A 20,169-nucleotide genomic window follows, 5' to 3' on the forward strand; every position below is an offset into this window, starting at 1 on the left:
GTCAGACTCCTAATTAATTATGCGTACGGCATGCAACGGACTAAGCCGGCAATGTCTACTTTAGCGACTAAGGTTTTTGGACCTAACTGACGCTTACGCTTAGAGGTCTTCTTCGTCAGAATGTGGCGAAGGTGTGATTGCTTACGTTTAAAGCTACCAGAAGCGGTTTTTTTGAAACGCTTCGCAGCACCTTTATTGGTTTTCATCTTTGGCATAGTTAAAAACTCGCATTGTTAAGTTACAACGAATAATAAGGCGTTAACCCCACACTTTGCAGTGCGGGGTTACACTTGAAAGCACCTATTACTTCTTATTTGGGGCCAGCATCATGATCATCTGGCGACCTTCCACCCGTGAAGGGAAAGATTCGCACAAGGCAATGTCTGATAAATCTTCTTTAATCCGATTTAACATATCAATACCAATGTCAAGATGCGCCATTTCACGACCACGATAGCGCAGCGTTACTTTAGCTTTGTCACCCTCTTCAATGAAGCGACGCAGGTTGCGTAGTTTTACCTGGTAATCGCCTTCATCAGTTCCAGGCCGGAATTTTATTTCCTTAATCTGGATCTGTTTTTGCTTCTTCTTCTGCTCTTTCAGAGCTTTACTCTTTTCAAACAGGAACTTACCGTAGTCCATCAACTTACATACTGGCGGTTCGGCTGTCGGGCTGATCTCTACTAAATCTGCACCGCCTTCCTCGGCCAAACGAATGGCTTCAGCAATACTTACTACACCCAGCTGCTCACCTTCAATACCAATTAACCGTACCTCTGGCAGGTTAATTTCTTCATTGATCCTGTTAGGACGGTTTGCAGGTAATGTTTTCTTTCCTACTTTAATAGTATGTTCCTCCGAAAATTAATCTTATACGCTTAATTTGGTTCAAACCCGGGTTTTAATTTCTGTTGTCAGCTTTTCTACAAAGGCTGCAACCGACATTTTACCCAAATCTTCACCCTTGCGCGTTCTCAGTGCAATATCACCGGCTTCCATTTCTTTATCACCAACGACAACAAGGTAAGGAATGCGCTTAAGCGTGTGCTCGCGAATTTTAAAGCCTATCTTCTCATTTCTCAAGTCACTTATGACTCTAATACCGTGAGATTTGAAAGTTTTTACTAAATTCTGTACATATTCGGCCTGATTATCGGTAATGTTCATCACCACCACCTGAGTCGGTGCCAACCATGCAGGAAATAAACCGGCATATTCTTCAATTAAAATACCGATAAAACGCTCAATTGAACCCAAAATAGCACGGTGGATCATTACCGGCGTTTGCTTCTCGCCACTTTCAGCCACAAAAGTGGCACCTAAACGGCCCGGCAACGCAAAGTCTAACTGCACAGTACCACACTGCCAGGCGCGGCCTAAACAGTCATGCAGGGTAAATTCAATTTTAGGGCCGTAAAACGCGCCCTCGCCCGGCTGTAAATCATAGGCGATATCATTGGCTTTTAACGCTTCTGTCAGGCCTTGCTCAGCACGGTCCCACATCTCGTCAGTACCGATACGCTGTGCCGGCCGTGTAGACAGTTTTACAGCGACGTTTTTAAAGCCAAAAGTACTGTAGGTGTCAAACACCATCTGGATACATTTGGTCACCTCGGCCTGCACCTGATCTTCGGTACAGAAGATATGCGCATCGTCCTGGGTAAAGCCGCGTACGCGCATTAAACCGTGTAAGCCACCTGAGGGCTCGTTACGGTGACAACAACCAAACTCGGCCATCCTAAGCGGTAAATCGCGGTACGACTTTAAGCCCTGATTAAAAATTTGCACGTGGCCCGGGCAGTTCATTGGCTTAATGGCGTACTCGCGATGCTCTGACTGGGTAGTAAACATATTATCGGCGTACTTTTCCCAGTGGCCGGATTTCTCCCACAGCACGCGGTCCATCATTAGCGGGCCTTTTACTTCGTCGTAGTCGTACTCGCCTAGCTTTTCACGCACAAAGCTTTCCAGCTCACGAAAGATAGTCCAGCCATCGTTGTGCCAGAACACCATACCCGGTGCCTCTTCCTGCCAGTGAAATAAGCCCAGCGCCTTACCAATTTTACGGTGATCGCGCTTTTCGGCTTCTTCTAACTGCAGTAAATACGCCGCCAGCTGCTTTTTATCAGCCCAGGCAGTGCCGTATATCCGCTGCAGCATTTTGTTTTTCGCATCGCCGCGCCAGTAGGCACCGGCAACTTTCATAATTTTAAAGTGCTGGCAAAAGCGCATATTCGGCACATGCGGGCCACGGCACATATCAATATATTCTTCGTGGTGATACAAACCAGGCTGGTCATCCCGGCTAACGTTTTGCTCAAGGATTTCCAGCTTGTAGCTCTCACCACGGGCTGTAAAGGTATCTACCGCTTCTTGCCAGCTTACTTTTTTCTTAATTACGTCGTATTCGGTTTTTGCCAGTTGCAGCATACGCTCTTCCAACTTAGCTAAATCGTCGCTGCTGATCGGCTGGTCTAAATCAACGTCATAGTAAAAACCGTTATCTATTACCGGACCGATGGCCATTTTTACATTCGGCCACAGCTGCTTAATGGCATGGCCTAATAAGTGCGCGCAGGAGTGGCGGATAATTTCCAGGCCGTCCTGATCTTTGCTGGTAATAATGCTTAAGGTTGAATCTGTCGTAATGGGATCACAGGCATCAACTAGTTGGCCATTCACCTTACCGGCGATGGTGGCTTTGGCTAAACCCGGGCCGATGTCTTTGGCAACATCCATAACTGAAACAGCATGATCAAAAGCGCGCTGGCTGCCATCTGGCAGAGTAATAACTGGCATGATAAATCCTTATACAGTGGTGGCCCATACCAAGGGTCACATGTTAAATAACGTGGCTAAAGCCGCAGTGCAGCAAAGCAGTTAATGGCCTATACAAGAAGCCATCTGCTAAACCGGGCACGGCAGCCGACAAAAAAGCAGCGCTATAGTAGCAGTTGTAAGAAAGGGCTTAAAGGTGTTAGCTGGAACTAATCAACAAATACTACCGGCTAAAATTAGCAAACTTGTCCTGTATCCGATGTTGTTGCTGGTTATAAATAACAAAATACTCATCAGCGATATCACCAGTACTACTTTTCATTGAATATGCTTTTTCAATGTTTTTGATCATCTCGATAGCGGCAGCAGCTTCACCACGATGCTGACAAATAGCGTGCTTAATTTCGTCAGACACATTTAATTGGTTAACAAACTCTGTTGGTGCAACACCAAACAAAATATCAACACCATACAAAATCGCCGTGAGAAAGAACTGGTTTTGTTTTGCATTGTCGGCATGCCACAACACGGCCAGTTGCTGCGCGGTGTAAGCTCTGGTCAACACCAAGCCGGCAGCTGCAGGGCAGCAGCGGTTTAATATTGAAAACATCAGGATCCACTTTCTGGCAAGGTCAAGCCCTAGCCGCATAGTCAGCTCTTTTACTGAGCTAACTTCGCGCGTCTTACGATATAAGGGGCTATTAGCAATACGTAGCATGCCCATTACCAGAGCTGGTTCATCGGCAAGCTGCACTGATAACTTATTGATGTCAGGCTCTGCCTGAAATAAATTATTAATAAGCTCTGCTATTTTAAGCGCTGTAGGGGGTATTTTTTTGCCAGTTATCACCTCCGGACGCGCAAGAAAATACCCCTGAAATAAACTAAAACCCAGCGCTTTGCACTGCTCCAGTTGCTCTGGTGTTTCAACCCGCTCAGCCAGCCAGGTTAACTTGTACCCCCGCAGCCGATGTATTTGCTGTTTCACCTCAGCATAACTGTGTTGCAGAATATCTACTTTTATAATGTCTGCAAGGGCAATAAGTGGTTCCCAATCAGCGGTAAATTCAAAATCATCCAAAGCAAACCTGAAGCCCCGCTGTTTGAAAGCAGTAACGTGAGCAATAAACTCTGCAGTGGGTGCTATACGTTCAACTAACTCGATTACAACTTTATCAGCCTCTAAAGGTAAAAAGCTGCCAGATGCCAAAAAATCGGCACAAACATTAATAAACACAGGTGCCTTGTACTGCTCAATTTGTGTCGAAACACTACTGCACAAGTTATAAATCAGCTCTGTAGTTGCCAAATTATCACCCAGCTCAAGAGCCGTGACACCGTTGTCACTGCGGTATAGTAATTCCACTGCGACCCTGTTGTTATTGCGATCAAATATCGGCTGTGCGGCAAATAAACTCTGTATGTCCTGTTCAGTACTGACGCCACTACTACTTTGTTGCCTCATGAACTTCTCCACCTTAGGGGTAATATAACAACACACTACCGTTTCATTGCTAAGCAAAGGCTCAGACAATATTACCTGTTGCTTAAGTATAGGGGGTATAAGACTATCGTCCACTGTCAGCAATAAGCCAACTGCTTAAGGTCGATATCTATATACTCGCAACATCAGCTATCGATCAGTGATCTTTCTGCTTTATCAGCCATACTTCACATTAAGCGCATACGGAGGCAACACATGTGGCAGGCAATTGCTGAGCATATTAACAGTGAATTAGATATCGGTTTTCAGATTGAACAGAAAAGCCAGTTAACGGGTGGCAGTATTAACCTTGCCTGGCATATCAGTGGCCAGGGGCAGCATTTTTTTGTCAAAATTAATCAGCGTGAGCAACTGGAGCAGTTTGAAACAGAAGCGCTTAGCTTACAAGCTTTGCAGCAAAGCCACAGCATTAGGGTGCCAAAGCTGATTTGCTCTGGCCAAACCATAGATAAAGCCTTTTTGGTATTAGAGTATTTACCTCTGAGCGGCGAAACCACAAATGGCTGGCGTGATCTGGCCCGGCAGCTGGCGCAACTGCATAAGCAACATGATCAGGCGATGTATGGTTTTGACTGGGACAACATGCTTGGCAGTACACCGCAGCCGAATAAATGGCAGGCAAACTGGAGCAGCTTTTTCTCTGAGCAGCGTCTCGGTTGGCTTTTGCAGTTACTGCTGGAGCAAGGCTTCGGTTTTGGCAATATCGACCAGTTGGTAGAACAATGCCGGCAACGCCTGCATCATCATCAACCTGCGCCAAGTTTATTGCATGGCGATTTATGGCGCGGTAATGTTGGTTTTACCGGTGACACAGCAGCAGTATTTGACCCGGCCTGCTATTTCGGTGACAGAGAAACTGATCTGGCTTACAGCACGTTGTTTGGCCGTTTTCCGGACGATTTTTATCACAGTTATCAACAGCATTATCCGCTGGATGAGGCTTACAATGATCGTAAAGATCTTTATAATCTGTATCATATACTGAACCATGCTTATTTATTTCGGGGTGCCTATCTGGTGCAGGCACAGGAGATGATTAAGCAGTTATTCCACTAAATTTATTGCAACTGGTTATTATAAAGCCAAAGCAGTACCTGACATTACGGAAAGCTATTTATGCAAATTGCCCAGCAACCCGTGGCGCTGATCACCGGCAGCGCCAAACGGCTTGGCCGGAAAATGATCGAAACTCTGCACGCTAATGATTACCGCGTCATAATACACTGCAATCGCTCACGCCCGGAGGCTGATACTCTGGCACTGCAACTGAACCTGCAACGCCCAGACAGTGCGGCCGTGATACAGGCTGACTTATTGCAAGAGGCCTGCTGGCCGCAGTTGGCAAAGCAAGCCGTAGCCTGTTTTGGCCGGCTGGATGTGCTGGTAAACAACGCATCCAGTTTTTACCCCACCCCGGTAGAGGCAGCAAATGCCGCACAATGGCAGGATTTATTTGGCTCTAATGTTAAGGCACCGTATTTTTTAAGCCAGGCACTGGCTTCTGAGCTGGCGCGCCATAATGGTGCTATTGTTAATATGGTCGACATTCATGCAAGCAAACCTTTAGCTGGCCACAGTATTTACTGTATGGCAAAGGCTGCATTGCTAATGATGACAAAAGCACTGGCGCTTGAACTGGCGCCGGCGATCAGAGTCAACGGTATAGCGCCAGGTGCCATTTTATGGCCAGGTGAACAATCGGTTGCGCTAAAACAGCACGACAAAGAGGCCATACTGGCGCAAATTCCGTTGCAGCAGTTGGGTACAGCAACCGATATCGCCCAAACGCTGTTATTTTTGCTAAAAGCACCTTATATCACCGGGCATATCATTACGGTGGATGGTGGACGCAGTTTAAGTAATGCCCATAAAGCCTGATACTTAACAGGCTAAACCGGCCGGAGGAAGTGCTATGAGCTTGTTGCAAAAAACTATTGAATGCCCATTTTGCGGCCACCCTATGCATTTAAGTGTAGAAGTTACCGACGAAGATCAGGATTACATTGAAGATTGCAGCAACTGCTGCAACCCTATCCATGTGCGGGTACATAAAGACGAGCTGCACCACAGTGTGCAGCTGTTTATTGACGCCGATGATGAGCAGTATTATTAAGTTTTTGCTGACGAAAATCGTTCGGCCATAATGCGCTCTACCGTTTGCACTATGGTTTGTGTTTGCTGATCCAGTTCAATATTCACTATATCACCCACTTGCTTTTGCCCTAGCGTGGTAATAGCCAGTGTTTCCGGGATCAAATACAAACTAAAGCCATCGGTATAGGTTTCGCCTACGGTTAAGCTGCAACCTTCTACCGTAATAAAGCCTTTGCTGAGAATATAACGCATATAGTCCGGCGCCAGTGTCAGGCGCACCGAGCAGTTATTGGCGCTTTTCTCCAAAGCCGTTATCGTTGCTGTAGTTTGGATATGGCCGGAAACAATATGGCCACCCAATTCACTGCCAAAGCTTAACGAGCGCTCAAAATTCACCGCTTCGCCCACGTTTAACCGGCCAAGGTTGGTTTTACTTAAGGTTTCAGCTATCACATCAAAGCAAACCCAACCGGCCTTGCTGTCAAAATCGGTTACGGTTAAACAAACGCCGTTTATGGCAATACTGGCGCCACGGCTCAGGTTTTCCAGGTGCGCAGCACCTGGTTGCAAGGTTAACTGACGAAATGCTGTGTCGTCACGAATGGCCGTTAACTCTGCTTTAGTTTGAACTATTCCGGTAAACATAAGTCCTCATTTGTGCTACATTGCGCGCCATTACACGCTGCTGATACAACAGACCTACTATGTTACCTTTTTCCCGCTTCGAAGCCAGAACCATACTAAAACTTTCCGGCCCCATAGTACTGGCACAGCTGACACAAACCTTAATGTACTTTGTCGACACTGTAATGGCCGGCCGTTATAGCGCCGTCGATATGGCCGCCATCGCAGTGGCATCCGGTTTATGGTTTCCGGTGGTGATGACCATGCAGGGTTTGCTGCTGGCCTTAACACCAATAGTGGCGCAGTATTACGGTAGCAAACAAACCAAGCCGGTTACCCATTTCACCTTGCAGGCCATGTATTTAGCAATGGCACTGGCAGCGGCCCTGTTTATCGTGATGTTGTATGTGCACGTGCCGATTGACCTGTTAAATATGGATGAAACCCTGCGGCAAAAATCGCTGGATTATCTGTATTACGTCAGCTTTGGCTTATTCCCGGCCGCAGGCTATATGGTACTGCGTAGTATGTTTGAAGGGATCGGCAATACCAAAGCCAGCATGTGGATCAGCTTTGTCGGTATTCTGGTTAATATTCCGGCCAACTATATATTTATTTACGGCAAGCTGGGCATGCCGGCACTGGGTGGTGCGGGCTGTGGTATCGCTACGGCGCTGGTGTTTTTAGCCATGTTTGTTGCCATTTTAATCTACGGCTGGTTTAGCCGTACAACTAAACGCTACCGCACCCACCCCGCCAGTTACCGGGTTCACCTTAAAGATATTTGGCAAATTGTCTGTATCGGCACCCCTATTGCGTTTTCTATCTTTTTTGAAGTCACTCTGTTTGCCTGTATTCCGCTGGCCATAGTGCACCTGGGCCCTATTATGGTGGCGGGTCATCAAATCGCCCAAAACTACAGTGGTATAGTGTTTATGCTGCCACTGTCGTTAGGTATGGCAACCACTATCCGTGTGGGTCATCTGGTGGGTCAGCAAAGCCTTACTGAGCTGAAAAAAGCCGTGTCTACCGCCATAATACTGGCCGTAATGATGTCTTTTGTTATCGCCAGCCTGACCTTTATCCTCAGAGGCAGCATAGCTGCATTGTATTCGCCCGAGCCTACTGTTATTGCCCTTGCCGCGTCGTTACTTATTCTGGCCTGTTTTTATCAGGTATCCGATGCTATTCAGGTGGTGTCTGCCTGTGCGCTACGCGGTATGAAAGTAACCAAGCCGGTATTTTTTATTACCTTTATTGCCTACTGGCCAATCGGTTTTGGCTTGGGTGCCGTATTGGGGTTAACAAATTGGTTGGTACCGGCGATGGGTGCGCACGGTTTCTGGATTGGTATTATTGCCGGCTTAAGCGTGGCTGCCGTATTGTTAGCTATTATTTTAAAACGCACTTTGCTTAAGTTAGAACTGCAAGCAGGTTAGACTATGAGGCCGTTCAGAAGAGTACGATGCGGACATCTTAACGGTCAGCAGCCTTAGTGAACTAAGGAAAGCCGTTAGTACAGCAATCATTCCCGGTATCGTGGTATCTGCCATAACCGCAACGCTCACATTTCTATTAATAGAGCAAATTGCATCGCTGTATACAGGTAATCCCGAAGTCATTGCGCTGGCGTCTTCTCTGCTGTTGTTAGCGTGTATTTATCAGATTACAGACTCGGTACAGGTAATTTGCGCGTCAATCCTGCGCGGTATGAAGATCACCAAACCAACCTTTTTTATCACCTTTATTGCCTATTGGTCGGTTGGATTTGGTTTGGGGTACGTGCTTGGACTAACGGACTACATAGTCCCTGCTATGGGTGTACATGGTTTTTGGATAGGCATCATTGTTGGTTTAACGGTTGCAGCACTTATGTTATCATATTGTGTTGAAAAGGAGTTTAACAAAGTTACATGTTAGTTCCAGTTCAACTACTTAGATAAATAAATCAATTTATTTTTTGGCAGTTTATAACGTGAAATTCCTCAGGTATTTCAATTCCATAATCAATAAAACTACGATGCATAAAACTCTTAGCGCTTTCTTCAATTTCCAATTTATTATCAAGTAAAACTACGTCATTCGACGGGCTAAGATAGACTCCAACAACTCGTTCAATGTTAGGGAGTTTATCCAAGCAGTAAATTTTTTCATTAAAATCTAAGTAATGAGCTAATTTATAAGCCTTAAATTCTAATTCGTTATCAGATAAGGAGTTGCTTATGACATTTAAAAAGTATCCTGACAGCAAAAATGCGCTTACAGCATATAAAAATTGTCTACCTAAAACCTTATCTTTACGCAGATAAAGAAAAAAAACGACAAACTGAATCAAAGAAGAAGCAACCACAACCCAAAATATTGGACTTAATATTTTAAGTAGTAAAAGCCCAGTGAGAATAGATTTAGAATAAACAAAAACCGAAGCGTCCACACCAAAAATGCTATTTATAACACTTGATGACTCTGAATTGCAATAAAGTAATAAACCTGCGAAACCTATCGAAGCGGAGAACTTAACGAAACTATATTCCCAGAGAGCCTTAACCAATGAAACCCTTTCTAAACTAATAACTAAAAATATCGTCAGTAGAGTCATTCCTAAGTAGAACAGGAAAGATTCACTTATCCAAAGATAATTATCTGCTATATTTCTAGCGGAAACAGTTAAAAAAATACCAATAATTCCGCAAGAGATACGACTAAAAAAATCGATATCTTCATTACCCTTTTTACGTTTTTCCTTGGAAAATTCATTTTCAGATAAGGCTAAATATATCTTTCTAACATATTCCTTCAAAGTTAAATTTTGAGAACTGAAACCATTCCTGTCATCCTCAACCCAAGATAGTTGCTTATTTATAGACTCTATATATTCAGCATTATTAAGAGGGAATTTATTTTTAGAATTTCTTTCTTTCGACATTGGTAAGCCTTTAGTGAAAATAGGAAAAATAAAACCGACGGCTAAGTTGGCTTTTTAAACTCGTTAGAACTAAATTTAGTTTTTATTATTCCGTTGGGCTGTAACCGCTTCCTTTTTATAAAAGTCTAACACCCCCAATTGCTGTTTAATTCTGTTCTCCAAGTCATCTGATTTTTTTTGCAATTCGGATAGTTTCTGGCTCTCGACATTGAAACGTTGCTTAATAAGCTCTTCATTTTGCTGCAGCTTTACCTGCAAGCTGTATTCCATTAGATCTTTCTTGCTGTGTAATTCAGCAACTTCTTGTGCGTTTTCAAGGGATAATCCGAATCTAGCCAGTTTAGACTCAATAGAATTAACATAGTCAAGCATCTCTGCGGCTTTTTGCTGCCTCGCCTCCAGGAGATGTTCACGCTCTTGAATTTCAGCCAATAGCTTTTCCCTCTCCTCAGAAGCCATGGATAGTTTGATTTGTAACTCCTTCTCTTTTCCCTCAATCTCATATAAATAGGCCAAAAGCTCAGCCTTGTCATTCGAGAAAGCCTCTAACTTTTCAGCAATATTATTTAGCTGAAGGTTTTTTTCTGCAACTTGCTCCTTAATTTGTCGCAATTGAGATGCAGCAGGGCCTACGAGTGACAAGGATTTAATATCTGACCTCTGTTTACCAAGCTTATAATCCAGTTTTGCTGTCTTATCGACCATTGAGTTGTAATAATTAGCAGCTGTTTTGAGTCTTGATTCAGCATCAGACGCATCTTTGTTGAGTTTATTAACCTCTGCGCGCAACTCATTCACCATTTGAGTGCCAATTTTTGATAATGGATTTAACGAAACCCATTTGTTATCACCGTCAGGCTCTTCAAATAATTTCCGTCTAATCAGCGGTTCCAAATCTGTTTGATTTTTCAGCTTCGAAAGGTTGATTTCTATACAAGACAATTTATTTTTTATATAAAAAGCTTTTTTTGAGGCATCACAAAAATGTGTAACAGCTATCTCTATAAAATACTCATAGCCATCAGAAGTCACAATAAGATCTGGTATTCGACCAAGGTGCATATTTTCAAGGCGTACATTATCTAAATTAAGAGTAATGTATTTTTGTGGTATTCTTCGCTCAAAAGTTGCAGGCATAAGAACCTTCATCTCTTGGGCTATTAACTCTTTTGCTCGAATGTGAATTTCTGTTTCCAGCGCGTATTTACAGTCACGCTCATCACCGGGCCTATGTGAAAAATGGTTATCTTTATCAACACAAAACCTCGCTACCAGTGGTTTTCCGCAGCAAAAACACGTACAACGACAAGCAAGGCCACGTTGTGCTTCGGTAAGGTCACCTATTTTTACAGTTTCGCCTTTAACACCACATGCTCTTGAGATTAAAACAGCCAGAGCAGAATCCCCCTATCTGAACAGTCATTGAAAAAATTTCAAATCAAAAAAGTTAATTAACCAATGCCAGCACTGCCGAATATAAGCCAATATTCAACTACTTAACTGAGTCGTAATGATTAATTACACTAACCACTCGATCAAGAAGTTCTTTAAACCCATCGAAATTCACAATATTTTTTTGAGCAGAAACAATGTGAGTGGCGAAAGCTTCTTTACTTAAATCTTTACTATTATCCCTTTTAGTTGCTGTGTTAAAGCTTTTTCCTTTATAAAGTCTAAGCCGGTCTACGTCTTTAAATAAAAGCTCGATATCTGAGCTGGAAGAACCAGCTGAAAGAGGTGTTAGAATAATGTACAAATTGTGGAATAGGTGTACAAAATCTGAATTTCTTACATCAACATTAGAATGAGCAGGGTTAGTTGGATAGATACTTCCAATTTTTTTAGTGGCTATAAGGTTAACCAAATCTTTTGGCCCAGAATCGTTATCGACAATAATAATCACTGGATGCTCTGGTCTTGGCGCTTTGTATTTTTTATAGTTTTCGGCATAGCCAGATGCAAAATCTTTAAAATAATCGCCACCACCAGCAAGTTCCAATAAAAAATTCGTCCGCTCGGTATAATTAAAAAATCTTAATAACAACTCATACGCAGAGGTATTAGATTTCGCCTTAGCAAGTTTTGGGTAATGTGCAGCAAGCTTCCAGATCGCAGATTTCAGATAGGTATTGTCCGTTTTGCCTTCAGTTAAGATTAAAGGTTTATCGAAGGCATAAAAGTAACGGTAAAAAAGAAATTTGCTAAAAACCTTCTCCCTACTGTTTAACAAATGACTTCTTTGCTTTGCCTTCTTTTGTTGTACTAATGCATCACGCTTGAGATGATAATTCGGGTCTAGAGCAGGTTTTTGCCTCAGTCTATTGTAGTGATCAAGTTGATCTATAAAGTTAAGCCTTCCCTCAAGAACATTGATGTTGCCGACAGTCTGCTCTTCACCAGCTACTTCAACGAACTTTCCGGTTTTAAATAAGCTGTTACATTGTGCTCTGACAGTTCGCCAGTATTCTCGTTTGACATTTGGCTTTTGGTTTACGATCAGTCCAGTAACGTCTTGTCGAGAATCTGCATACTGAATTCTGGTCTTACTTTCTTTTATCGAGAAGCCAGCCCTTCTGATCTCAGAGCGAAGCTTTTTACCTGCTATATACCCACCGCCCTCTTGCCGCATAACACTTTCAGGGAATGTGTCTTCTCTAGTTGAAAAGGTAATGTCGTCTGCGTAACGTGTATACGTACACGAATGCTTTTTTGCCAGCGCAGCTAATCGAATGTCTAGCGAATGTGCTATTAAATTCGTAATTACGGGGGAGCAAGGGCTTCCTTGAGGCAGTTCTTTGTTACAACACGCTATATGGGCTATTACCGTTGCAATATTAGAATCGAGTTTGAAATTCTCGTTTTTTATAAAAAAACCGCGTATTCGTCCAAAATTAAAGCTTCCAAAAAAATCTTCGAGGTCAATATTCAAGACATTCTTTTTACCAATATGCATTATTGCATTTGTAATGATCGACCTATTTCGCTCAAAACCATGAGATAGCGAAGGTTGTTTATTTTTTGCGCTTCCGATCTTAATTTTAAGAACTTTTGAATGCTTGAGCTTTTGCTTAGCTATTTCGGAGTCGGGAAATTTACTTTTATAAATTTCATCTAGGCAGTCAAGCAACAAATCAGAAAGAGCAGATTGAATTGATTTTAGTTTATCGGTGGGAGCGCTTATCAGTCTTTCACCGCCGTTCTTTTTTTTGATCTTGAACTGAATGTACTGATTTTGAGGTTTAACTATATAGAGAGCATACGTCAGAACTGACGCTTTTATACCCAGAAGAGCAGCAAGCTCTGGCTTTGTTGTTATTTTTCTTAATGCCTCAATTTTCTGCATTACTCGTCCCTGTTTAAAAGTGGTTTATGGGCACTCCTTCGCGTTGACAAGAGATTGTCAGACATGGTGTACATATCATTGTAGAGGCAATCCTTTCGGACATTTTTTTCACTGATTGCGAAACGCAATCCAAAATCTGCCCATAAACCGGAAACAAAGCTAGCATACTGTTAATTTAACGGCAACCCTTTGTAGAAACTAACTAAAATCTTATACAATGCCCAGAAAATGATAGTATCGTAAGCAAAATCATGACAACCGTGATGCCGAACACACTGGGCAACATGCTACTTATATTTCACGGATCGTGGCACCCATTACCATTGTCATTGGGTATGGCAACCACTATCCGTGTTGGCCACCTGGTGGGCCAGCAAAGCATTATGGAGCTGAAAAAAGCGGTGTCTGCTTGCGCGCTGCGCGGTATGAAAGTGACCAAACCGGTATTTTTTATTACCTTTATTGCTTACTGGCCAATCGGTTTTGGCCTGGGTGCCGTACTGGGATTAACCAACTGGCTGGTACCGGCAATGGGTGCTCACGGCTTCTGGATTGGTATTATTGTCGGTTTAAGCGTCGCAGCAGTGCTGCTGGCTATTATCTTAAAACGCACTTTACTAAAATTAGAGCAAAAAGCAGATTAGAGTATAAGGTGGTTTAATTTATGACGCGATGGCTGTTGCCAGTGCTGGTGTGTAGCCTTGTAGCCTGTACAGATTACAATGGTGATAAAGCGCTGCAAAACTACCAACAGCGCCTGGAGCGGGTGCTGGATATATCGCAGAAAAATACCGCCCTACCCGATGCTGCTGCCATGGCAGCACAACGCGATTTAAAACAACCGCTGCCGGATATACGGTTGGACCTTACCGACGCCTATGCTACACGTCGCTGCAGCCTTGACACCTTAATTGGTGAGCGTAACAGCAGCTTAGGTAAAGTGTACAACGCCAGCAAGCAGCTAAGTTATGAACTGCGTTTTCTCAGCCAATTACAACGCTGCCTTGAGCAAAGCTGGGACAACACCACACTGCTAAATCAGTTGCAGCACGTGTATCAGCAAAAACAACACAGCATTGATATTGCCTTTAACAATATGCTGCTAACCGACGATACACTGCGCAAAGAACTGCTGGGGATACGCAAAGCCCTGCCGCTAAAAGCAGCGCCCGGCTTTAGCGAAACCTGGCAAGCATTAACCGAACTTAATCAGCTGCAGCAGTTTATAGCGGAGCAAAACTGGCAGGCTGCCAGCCAGATTGATATTGAACAACAACTACAGCTGCTGTACCGCTATAACTTTATCGCCCGGCTGCAATACAGCTTACGTACTGCCAGCCATCAGTTGGCACAACTTAACCGGCTTAGCGAAGCTAAAGCACCGTCAGCGCTGTGCCCTCAGCAGCGTGACAGTGAGCAGCTGCATATTTTAGCCAATGTGTTTAGTAAGTATTTTGTTGCTGAAGTACAGCTGTACACCAGCGAGCTAAGCCGCTATCAGCAGCAGTTGTGGCCTTTATTGCAACAGCTGTATCAACACACTGATCTTCACACCCCGCTCACCTTGCGCTTTGAGCAAACTTATCTGGATATGCGCACCGAACTAAGCCACCATGTAAAATGGTGGCAAACGCTGAACAGCCAATGCCCGCTTAAACTTACCGCACAGCAGTAAGCTGCCGATACGGTGAAAAATACACCAAACACACAGTGTTAGCAGAAAAACACTTGCCATTGCCCCGGCGGCGCAATAACATAGCCGCCGTTGTCTGCCAAGCTAAGCTTTGGCCTGCAACTTAAAGTGTGCGTCCTTAGCTCAGCTGGTTAGAGCACCACCTTGACATGGTGGGGGTCGGTGGTTCGAGTCCACTAGGACGCACCAATAAATTCAAACAAAAAACGCCCCTCTTTGAGGGGCGTTTTTTGTTTTTAAGCTGCCTGTTTTTCTATTTGTGGCGTTTTTAACGCCGGCTACGCGATAACATTTACAATGCCCGCTCTTCAGAGAGTGCCATAGGCTCAAACTTATGGCTTGAGTCGAAGCTTTTAAAATGATGGACAATACTCTCAACACCTGGCTTCAAACTAAAGTCTTGCCTCACGTTGAGGTAAAAATCGATTTCACGGATGTTTGGTTGATCGAAAAAGACAATTTTGCGCAATTTACCTTCAGCAATTAAGTGTTGCACGTCAGGATAGGGTAACCAGGCATAGCCAATTCCCTCACAGACTAACTCAATGGCTGAGCTCAATTTATCAACTTTCCAGCAACTGTTATTGATGGATGAATCTACCGAACTGCTTGCAGCATTCCGATCAACCGTGATCTCAATGTGCTTATTCAATGTATTCGCCGAGACGACATTAGTGCTATCGAAAGCTGAGTTTTTCGTGCCAACAACCGCCACATAACGTACGCTGACCACACTTTTTACCGCGAATCCAGACGCCGCCGAATTAAGTACTGATAAAACAACATCTGAATGATATTCGTCGTCAAAAGATGCTGTTGATACTTGAGTGATCTCAAGCTGCTTCAACGAGAGTTCGTTGCTTGTTGATTGCAGCACACTTCTTAGAATGCCAATCGGGAATAATTCATCAACAGCAATTTTAATGTTTGCATCTTGCAGACTTGTTAAACCAGCAACGTAGGTTTCAAGGTTACAAGCATCGGATAATAGCTTTTCTACAAGACAGAGTATTTTCTTGCCATGCGACGTCAATCGCGTTTTTCGGCCTTCTACCTTCAGTAAACTTACATTCAGCATCTCCTCTAGTTTATTTACTGAGTGATGAACTGAAGATGTACTCTTGAAAATTTTTTCACTAGCCTGAGCAAAGCCGCCATACTTTACGACCGCCTGGAACATATGCCATTGTTTAAGCGTTACTTTGTTCATAGCTTTACTCCTTAACCAGCTGATAAAGCTTTAAGTGCTGTCGGCTTAATAGTTATCTCTGTGCATATTATCTTAACCACTACCCTGGAAAATGAGACCTATACATAAGCATAGTTTCGGGGCTGTGGCGCTTGGTTTACTATTTTTATCCTCTAACAAGGCAGAAATTAATGCGCAAACTCACCACTGCTGTGGCGCGATATAGAAGCTTGGTTGATGGCCGCCGTACTGACAGTACTGACAGTACTGACGTTTGCCGCCTTACTCTGCAGCTTTATTCCACTGCGTCGGGTACTGCAGACTGATCCGGTGAAAGCCTTACGCAACGAGTAATATATAACCTTTTCATTGTTGAACAACCACAAATGGCATTTGGCATCTACCCTGTAACCAAACAAGCATTGTGAAGTAGTAGTTATATATGCAGTATTACTAAGGTATTTAATGGAAAATATGTCCAATAACTCAAAAATGCTGGCCAGCACTCTGGCATTGATGCTTTTTTGCTTCTCTTTTTCTGCCCATCCTGTAAACACAGTTTACCCGGTTATAGACCTCCCTCCTTTCGGTTGTCAGCCCACAGACAATGTTAAATGCATTAACACAGAGTATACCCAGGTCGTCGTTGACGTCATAGATGAAGGAACCGGCACTGTTCAAGCTTTCCCCTATCCTAGGGCGTTAAACATGTTTGAGAATGGCAAATCCCCGATTCTCGTTGCATTAGCGAATAAGCGACTGATGGAACACGCACATACCATTGAGCTGTATTGTGCTGAGTTTTACTTAGTAAGTATGGAAACAGAAGCGCCTCTGGGGCGCAAAACAATCTCTTACCTCAGAGGGGCTGATGCCCAAAAAGAGATTGCAAGTACTGTCAATGCTACAGCATTTGAAGTAAATGATTATCGTCAGATTGATGTGATGCTCAGAGCAAACAGATTAGATTACATTATCATCCCGCGTTATAAATATGAAGCCGAGGCTGGGGGTGTTTTCAGGAATGCGAAAGTTCTGTCAAAGCATAAGCTGCCGATTGTGCTTTATGTCAGCAAGAATGCGTCGCAGCATCTCGACAGGATCAAGGAAGCGCTATCACAAACCTCATTATCTGGCGTTGAGCGATATCGCTACCTTTTTCCTTAATGCATCAAACTTGCGGCGCCTCAAGGTTGCAATAATGTTCTTTGCGTAATAGCCATACCAGGATGCCAATAGGCACCAATAACGCCCAGAAACTCAAGGCTACGTAGCAAAAGCCAGCGACTATAGCACCGGTAGCAAACGCTGCTATAGTCCATAAAGATTTAGACATTCTTACTTTAGTGGCCGTATCACCTTTTCCTAAAATCAGCTCCATCGCATCCAGCACTATTTGCGTAACATTACCTGTCATCATCGATGTTGGTGCCAGATGAGGTAACAACAAACGGGTGTAAGCACTGTGCGCGCCCATTGCAGCAGCCCCAAACATGCCACAGATAATAGCTGCTGTAGTTTGCTCCTTACCGATAGGAGAGGCATACAAGCCTGTTACCATGAATGCAACCAGCAAAACGAGCTGCAGCAAAACAGTCAGCTGGATTTGCAAATTTTGCTGATGTCTACTGTCGAGCCAAATAGTGATAATACGAATGGCCGCTATGCCCACAATAAAAGCCGGAAAAGCTAAAAACTTAATCAGCACACCGGAGCTGGATTCACTGACTAAACTCGCCCCTATCAGTATAAAGTTACCGGTAACAAGGGCTGTCATCAAACCAAACAAAGCGACAAAACCTAAGGTATTAACATAGCCGGCCAGAAAACCCAGGCTGATGGCCTGAAAGCGATGCTGAGATTCGATATTCATAATATTGAGCCTTTTTTATCAATCTGTGCCAGGCTGTTGTATAAAGCTGGGGGAGTTAGTTTCATTTGTTCCTCCTGTCCTTAGAACGCAAAACAGCTGCAACCTAACACACCCCAAAACGAGTTATGATCCGACACCGGCATAGTTGAGCGGCGGGCCACATCATGTGAATGGCCATGCACACCACAGGAACCTGCACACTGATGCGGCACGTTGTTCATCTGCGGATGCACTCTGGCATGCCCGGGATACATAGCCACCGGCGACCATTCAGGGATCACCGGAATAGGCGCAGGACCGTGACCAGAGAAATCGCCAGCGGCGTAGACTACTTTGCCATCGACTACCGTCATCACGGACTCTATGCCTTTAATCTCTTCTTCCGGCACGGTAAAAAAGTCAGATTCTAAAACCACTAAATCAGCCAGTTGCCCTGCTTTAATTCTGCCTTTTTTATCCGTTTCACCAGAAAACCACGCACTGCCAGCGGTCCATAGTTCTAATGCGGTATCGCGGGGCAAACAGTCTTTATCCAGCTGCAACGGCATGCCGCCTACTGTTTTACCAGACACTAACCAATACAGCGCTGTCCATGGGTTGTAGCTGGCCACCCGGGTAGCATCGGTACCACCACCAACAGGCACCCCCATTTCTAACATTTTTGCCACCGGAGGAGTGTTCTGTGCCGCCTGCTGACCATAACGCTGGACAAAATATTCACCCTGGAACGCCATACGGTGCTGAATAGCAATACCACCGCCTAAAGCACGCACCCGCTCAATGTTTTTCTCTGTAATGGTTTCGGCATGATCAAATAACCAACGCAAGCCATTAAATGGCGTGTCTTTGTTCACTTTCTCAAATACATCTAACATACGGCTGATAGATTCGTTATAAGTGGCATGTAAACGGAAAGGCCAGCGGTTCTCTACCAAATGACGGACAACGGGCTCTAGCTGTTGCTCCATGTCATCAGCCAGGTCAGGTCTGGGTTCGACAAAATCTTCAAAGTCCGCGGCAGAAAACACCAACATTTCACCTGCACCGTTATGACGGTAAAAGTCGTCCCCCTGCCCTGGAGTTACCGTTTTAGTCCACCTTTGGAAGTCTTCCAGCTCTTTGCCTTTGTTTTGCGTAAACAGGTTATAGGCTATGCGGACAGTCAGTTGGTCATCTTTTGCCAGTCGATCTACCACTTGATAATCATCTGGATAATTCTGAAAGCCACCACCAGCATCAATTACGCTGGTAACACCCAAACGATTAAGTTCACGCATAAACTGCCTGGTCGAATTAATTTGATGTGACAGTGGTAGCGTTGGCCCTTTTGCTAATGTTGCATAGAGGATCATCGCATTGGGGCGCGCAATTAACATCCCTGTTGGATTGCCTCTGGCATCCCGTTGAATCTCGCCGCCAGGCGGGTTTGGGGTATCTTTGGTGTAACCGACAGCTTTTAACGCGGCGCGGTTTAATAATGCCCGGTCATAGAGGTGCAACAAAAAAACCGGCGTCTCTGGTGCAGCTTTGTTAATTTCATCTAACGTTGGCATACGTTTTTCAGCAAACTGAAACTCATTCCAGCCACCCACTACCCTTACCCATTGAGGATGAGGTGTACGATCCGCTTGATTACGAAGCATGCTAAGTGCATCTGCGACTGAAGGCACGCCTTCCCAACGTAACTCAAGATTATAGTTTAGACCGCCTCGGATCAGGTGTATGTGCGAGTCATTTAACCCCGGAATTACGGTATGATTTTTCAGGTCAATTACCCGGCTTTGTTCATTTTGATGGCGTAGCAAGTCAGCTGTTGCGCCCACTTCCACAAATTTACCTTTGCGAATAAGTACTGCGGTAGCTTTTGGTTGCTCTTTATCCATAGTATGGAAGTGGCCATTGATCAAAATAAGATCCTGGTTTAAAGACGTGTCCATTAGTGAGACTCCGGTATTGTTAGTATCGTGCCCACTTGCAGTGTAAGTGGCAGTTCATGGGCGATTAAGATTTTCTGACGTTAGAAGTTTGGTAAAGAATCACTAATTTGCATAGCTATACATACGGATAATGGTTAACGGCACAAAGCACTTCTACTATGTGAGCAGCTCTGACGATTTATTCAGACTAACGATGTATCAGCCTTAT

At 44.1% G+C, this 20,169-nt stretch carries 19 protein-coding genes and 1 tRNA gene; 9 read left to right on the plus strand and 11 right to left on the minus strand.

The window, feature by feature from the left end:
• Nucleotides 1–17: 17 nt before the first annotated feature.
• The 4 genes from rpmI to BLW68_RS05140 form a co-directional block, all read right to left on the minus strand.
• Entirely contained in the window at nucleotides 18–215 is a 198-nt protein-coding gene (gene rpmI / locus BLW68_RS05125; RefSeq protein ID WP_027672243.1) for a 50S ribosomal protein L35, read from the minus strand.
• Nucleotides 216–303: 88 nt separating this feature from the next.
• On the minus strand, nucleotides 304–846 hold the full coding sequence (gene infC / locus BLW68_RS05130; RefSeq protein ID WP_092790958.1) for a translation initiation factor IF-3: 543 nt from the start codon (nucleotides 844–846) through the stop codon (nucleotides 304–306).
• A gap of 42 nt (nucleotides 847–888) precedes the next feature.
• The gene (gene thrS, locus BLW68_RS05135; RefSeq protein ID WP_092790961.1) at nucleotides 889–2,799 is read right to left on the minus strand and encodes a threonine--tRNA ligase; all 1,911 of its coding nucleotides are present in this window, start codon (nucleotides 2,797–2,799) and stop codon (nucleotides 889–891) included.
• 202 nt (nucleotides 2,800–3,001) lie between these two features.
• A complete protein-coding gene (locus tag BLW68_RS05140) occupies nucleotides 3,002–4,243 on the minus strand; it encodes an EAL and HDOD domain-containing protein (RefSeq protein WP_092790964.1) in 1,242 nt (413 codons plus the stop codon).
• 234 nt (nucleotides 4,244–4,477) lie between these two features.
• Here BLW68_RS05140 and BLW68_RS05145 point away from each other — a divergent pair, with 234 nt between their 5' ends.
• From BLW68_RS05145 to BLW68_RS05155, 3 genes are read left to right on the plus strand one after another with little or no spacing between them, the layout of a single operon-like run.
• Nucleotides 4,478–5,338 carry a fructosamine kinase family protein gene (locus BLW68_RS05145; RefSeq protein WP_092790967.1) on the plus strand — a complete coding sequence of 287 codons (861 nt, stop codon included), beginning with the start codon at nucleotides 4,478–4,480 and terminating at the stop codon, nucleotides 5,336–5,338.
• 60 nt (nucleotides 5,339–5,398) lie between these two features.
• On the plus strand, nucleotides 5,399–6,160 hold the full coding sequence (locus BLW68_RS05150; RefSeq protein ID WP_092790969.1) for a pteridine reductase: 762 nt from the start codon (nucleotides 5,399–5,401) through the stop codon (nucleotides 6,158–6,160).
• 34 nt (nucleotides 6,161–6,194) lie between these two features.
• Entirely contained in the window at nucleotides 6,195–6,395 is a 201-nt protein-coding gene (locus BLW68_RS05155) for a CPXCG motif-containing cysteine-rich protein (protein ID WP_092790972.1), read from the plus strand.
• On the opposite strand, the gene BLW68_RS05160 is transcribed toward BLW68_RS05155, so the two are convergent.
• Nucleotides 6,392–7,021, minus strand: a complete 630-nt coding sequence (locus BLW68_RS05160; RefSeq protein ID WP_092790974.1) for a riboflavin synthase subunit alpha — start codon at nucleotides 7,019–7,021, stop codon at nucleotides 6,392–6,394. The two genes, BLW68_RS05155 and BLW68_RS05160, sit on opposite strands and share 4 nt — an antisense overlap.
• 59 nt (nucleotides 7,022–7,080) lie before the next feature.
• Here BLW68_RS05160 and BLW68_RS05165 point away from each other — a divergent pair, with 59 nt between their 5' ends.
• Nucleotides 7,081–8,439 (plus strand): MATE family efflux transporter, encoded by a 1,359-nt coding sequence (locus tag BLW68_RS05165; protein WP_092790976.1) that lies wholly within the window; start codon nucleotides 7,081–7,083, stop codon nucleotides 8,437–8,439.
• A 34-nt stretch (nucleotides 8,440–8,473) separates the two neighbouring features.
• The gene (locus BLW68_RS21670) at nucleotides 8,474–8,920 is read left to right on the plus strand and encodes an MATE family efflux transporter (protein ID WP_092790978.1); all 447 of its coding nucleotides are present in this window, start codon (nucleotides 8,474–8,476) and stop codon (nucleotides 8,918–8,920) included.
• 28 nt (nucleotides 8,921–8,948) lie between these two features.
• Here the strand turns inward: BLW68_RS21670 and BLW68_RS05175 are convergent, their stop codons facing one another.
• From BLW68_RS05175 to BLW68_RS05185, 3 genes are all read right to left on the minus strand, one after another.
• A complete protein-coding gene (locus BLW68_RS05175; RefSeq protein ID WP_092790980.1) occupies nucleotides 8,949–9,926 on the minus strand; it encodes a hypothetical protein in 978 nt (325 codons plus the stop codon).
• A 75-nt stretch (nucleotides 9,927–10,001) separates the two neighbouring features.
• Nucleotides 10,002–11,063 (minus strand): coiled-coil domain-containing protein, encoded by a 1,062-nt coding sequence (locus BLW68_RS05180; RefSeq protein ID WP_143039924.1) that lies wholly within the window; start codon nucleotides 11,061–11,063, stop codon nucleotides 10,002–10,004.
• 355 nt (nucleotides 11,064–11,418) lie between these two features.
• Nucleotides 11,419–13,269 carry a retron Ec67 family RNA-directed DNA polymerase/endonuclease gene (locus BLW68_RS05185; RefSeq protein WP_092790984.1) on the minus strand — a complete coding sequence of 617 codons (1,851 nt, stop codon included), beginning with the start codon at nucleotides 13,267–13,269 and terminating at the stop codon, nucleotides 11,419–11,421.
• A gap of 251 nt (nucleotides 13,270–13,520) precedes the next feature.
• Here BLW68_RS05185 and BLW68_RS05190 point away from each other — a divergent pair, with 251 nt between their 5' ends.
• The 3 genes from BLW68_RS05190 to BLW68_RS05200 all read left to right on the plus strand — a co-directional run bounded on the left by BLW68_RS05190 (nucleotide 13,521) and on the right by BLW68_RS05200 (nucleotide 15,151).
• The gene (locus BLW68_RS05190; RefSeq protein ID WP_245728271.1) at nucleotides 13,521–13,913 is read left to right on the plus strand and encodes an MATE family efflux transporter; all 393 of its coding nucleotides are present in this window, start codon (nucleotides 13,521–13,523) and stop codon (nucleotides 13,911–13,913) included.
• Between the two features lie 20 nt (nucleotides 13,914–13,933).
• Nucleotides 13,934–14,944 carry a DUF3080 family protein gene (locus tag BLW68_RS05195; protein WP_092790986.1) on the plus strand — a complete coding sequence of 337 codons (1,011 nt, stop codon included), beginning with the start codon at nucleotides 13,934–13,936 and terminating at the stop codon, nucleotides 14,942–14,944.
• Between the two features lie 130 nt (nucleotides 14,945–15,074).
• Nucleotides 15,075–15,151: transfer RNA gene (locus tag BLW68_RS05200), tRNA-Val, on the plus strand.
• Nucleotides 15,152–15,254: 103 nt separating this feature from the next.
• On the opposite strand, the gene BLW68_RS05205 is transcribed toward BLW68_RS05200, so the two are convergent.
• Complete coding sequence (locus BLW68_RS05205; RefSeq protein ID WP_092790989.1) at nucleotides 15,255–16,172, minus strand: LysR family transcriptional regulator; 918 nt, start codon at nucleotides 16,170–16,172, stop codon at nucleotides 15,255–15,257.
• 444 nt (nucleotides 16,173–16,616) lie between these two features.
• Between BLW68_RS05205 and BLW68_RS05210 the strand changes: the two genes are divergently transcribed.
• Nucleotides 16,617–17,318 (plus strand): hypothetical protein, encoded by a 702-nt coding sequence (locus tag BLW68_RS05210; protein ID WP_092790991.1) that lies wholly within the window; start codon nucleotides 16,617–16,619, stop codon nucleotides 17,316–17,318.
• 4 nt (nucleotides 17,319–17,322) lie between these two features.
• On the opposite strand, the gene BLW68_RS05215 is transcribed toward BLW68_RS05210, so the two are convergent.
• The gene (locus BLW68_RS05215) at nucleotides 17,323–18,024 is read right to left on the minus strand and encodes a YoaK family protein (protein ID WP_092790993.1); all 702 of its coding nucleotides are present in this window, start codon (nucleotides 18,022–18,024) and stop codon (nucleotides 17,323–17,325) included.
• Nucleotides 18,025–18,104: 80 nt separating this feature from the next.
• Complete coding sequence (locus BLW68_RS05220) at nucleotides 18,105–19,961, minus strand: amidohydrolase (protein WP_092790994.1); 1,857 nt, start codon at nucleotides 19,959–19,961, stop codon at nucleotides 18,105–18,107.
• Nucleotides 19,962–20,169: the final 208 nt, after the last annotated feature.

The sequence above is a fragment of the Rheinheimera pacifica genome (genome assembly GCF_900108485.1).
GTDB classification, from domain to species: domain Bacteria; phylum Pseudomonadota; class Gammaproteobacteria; order Enterobacterales; family Alteromonadaceae; genus Alishewanella; species Alishewanella pacifica.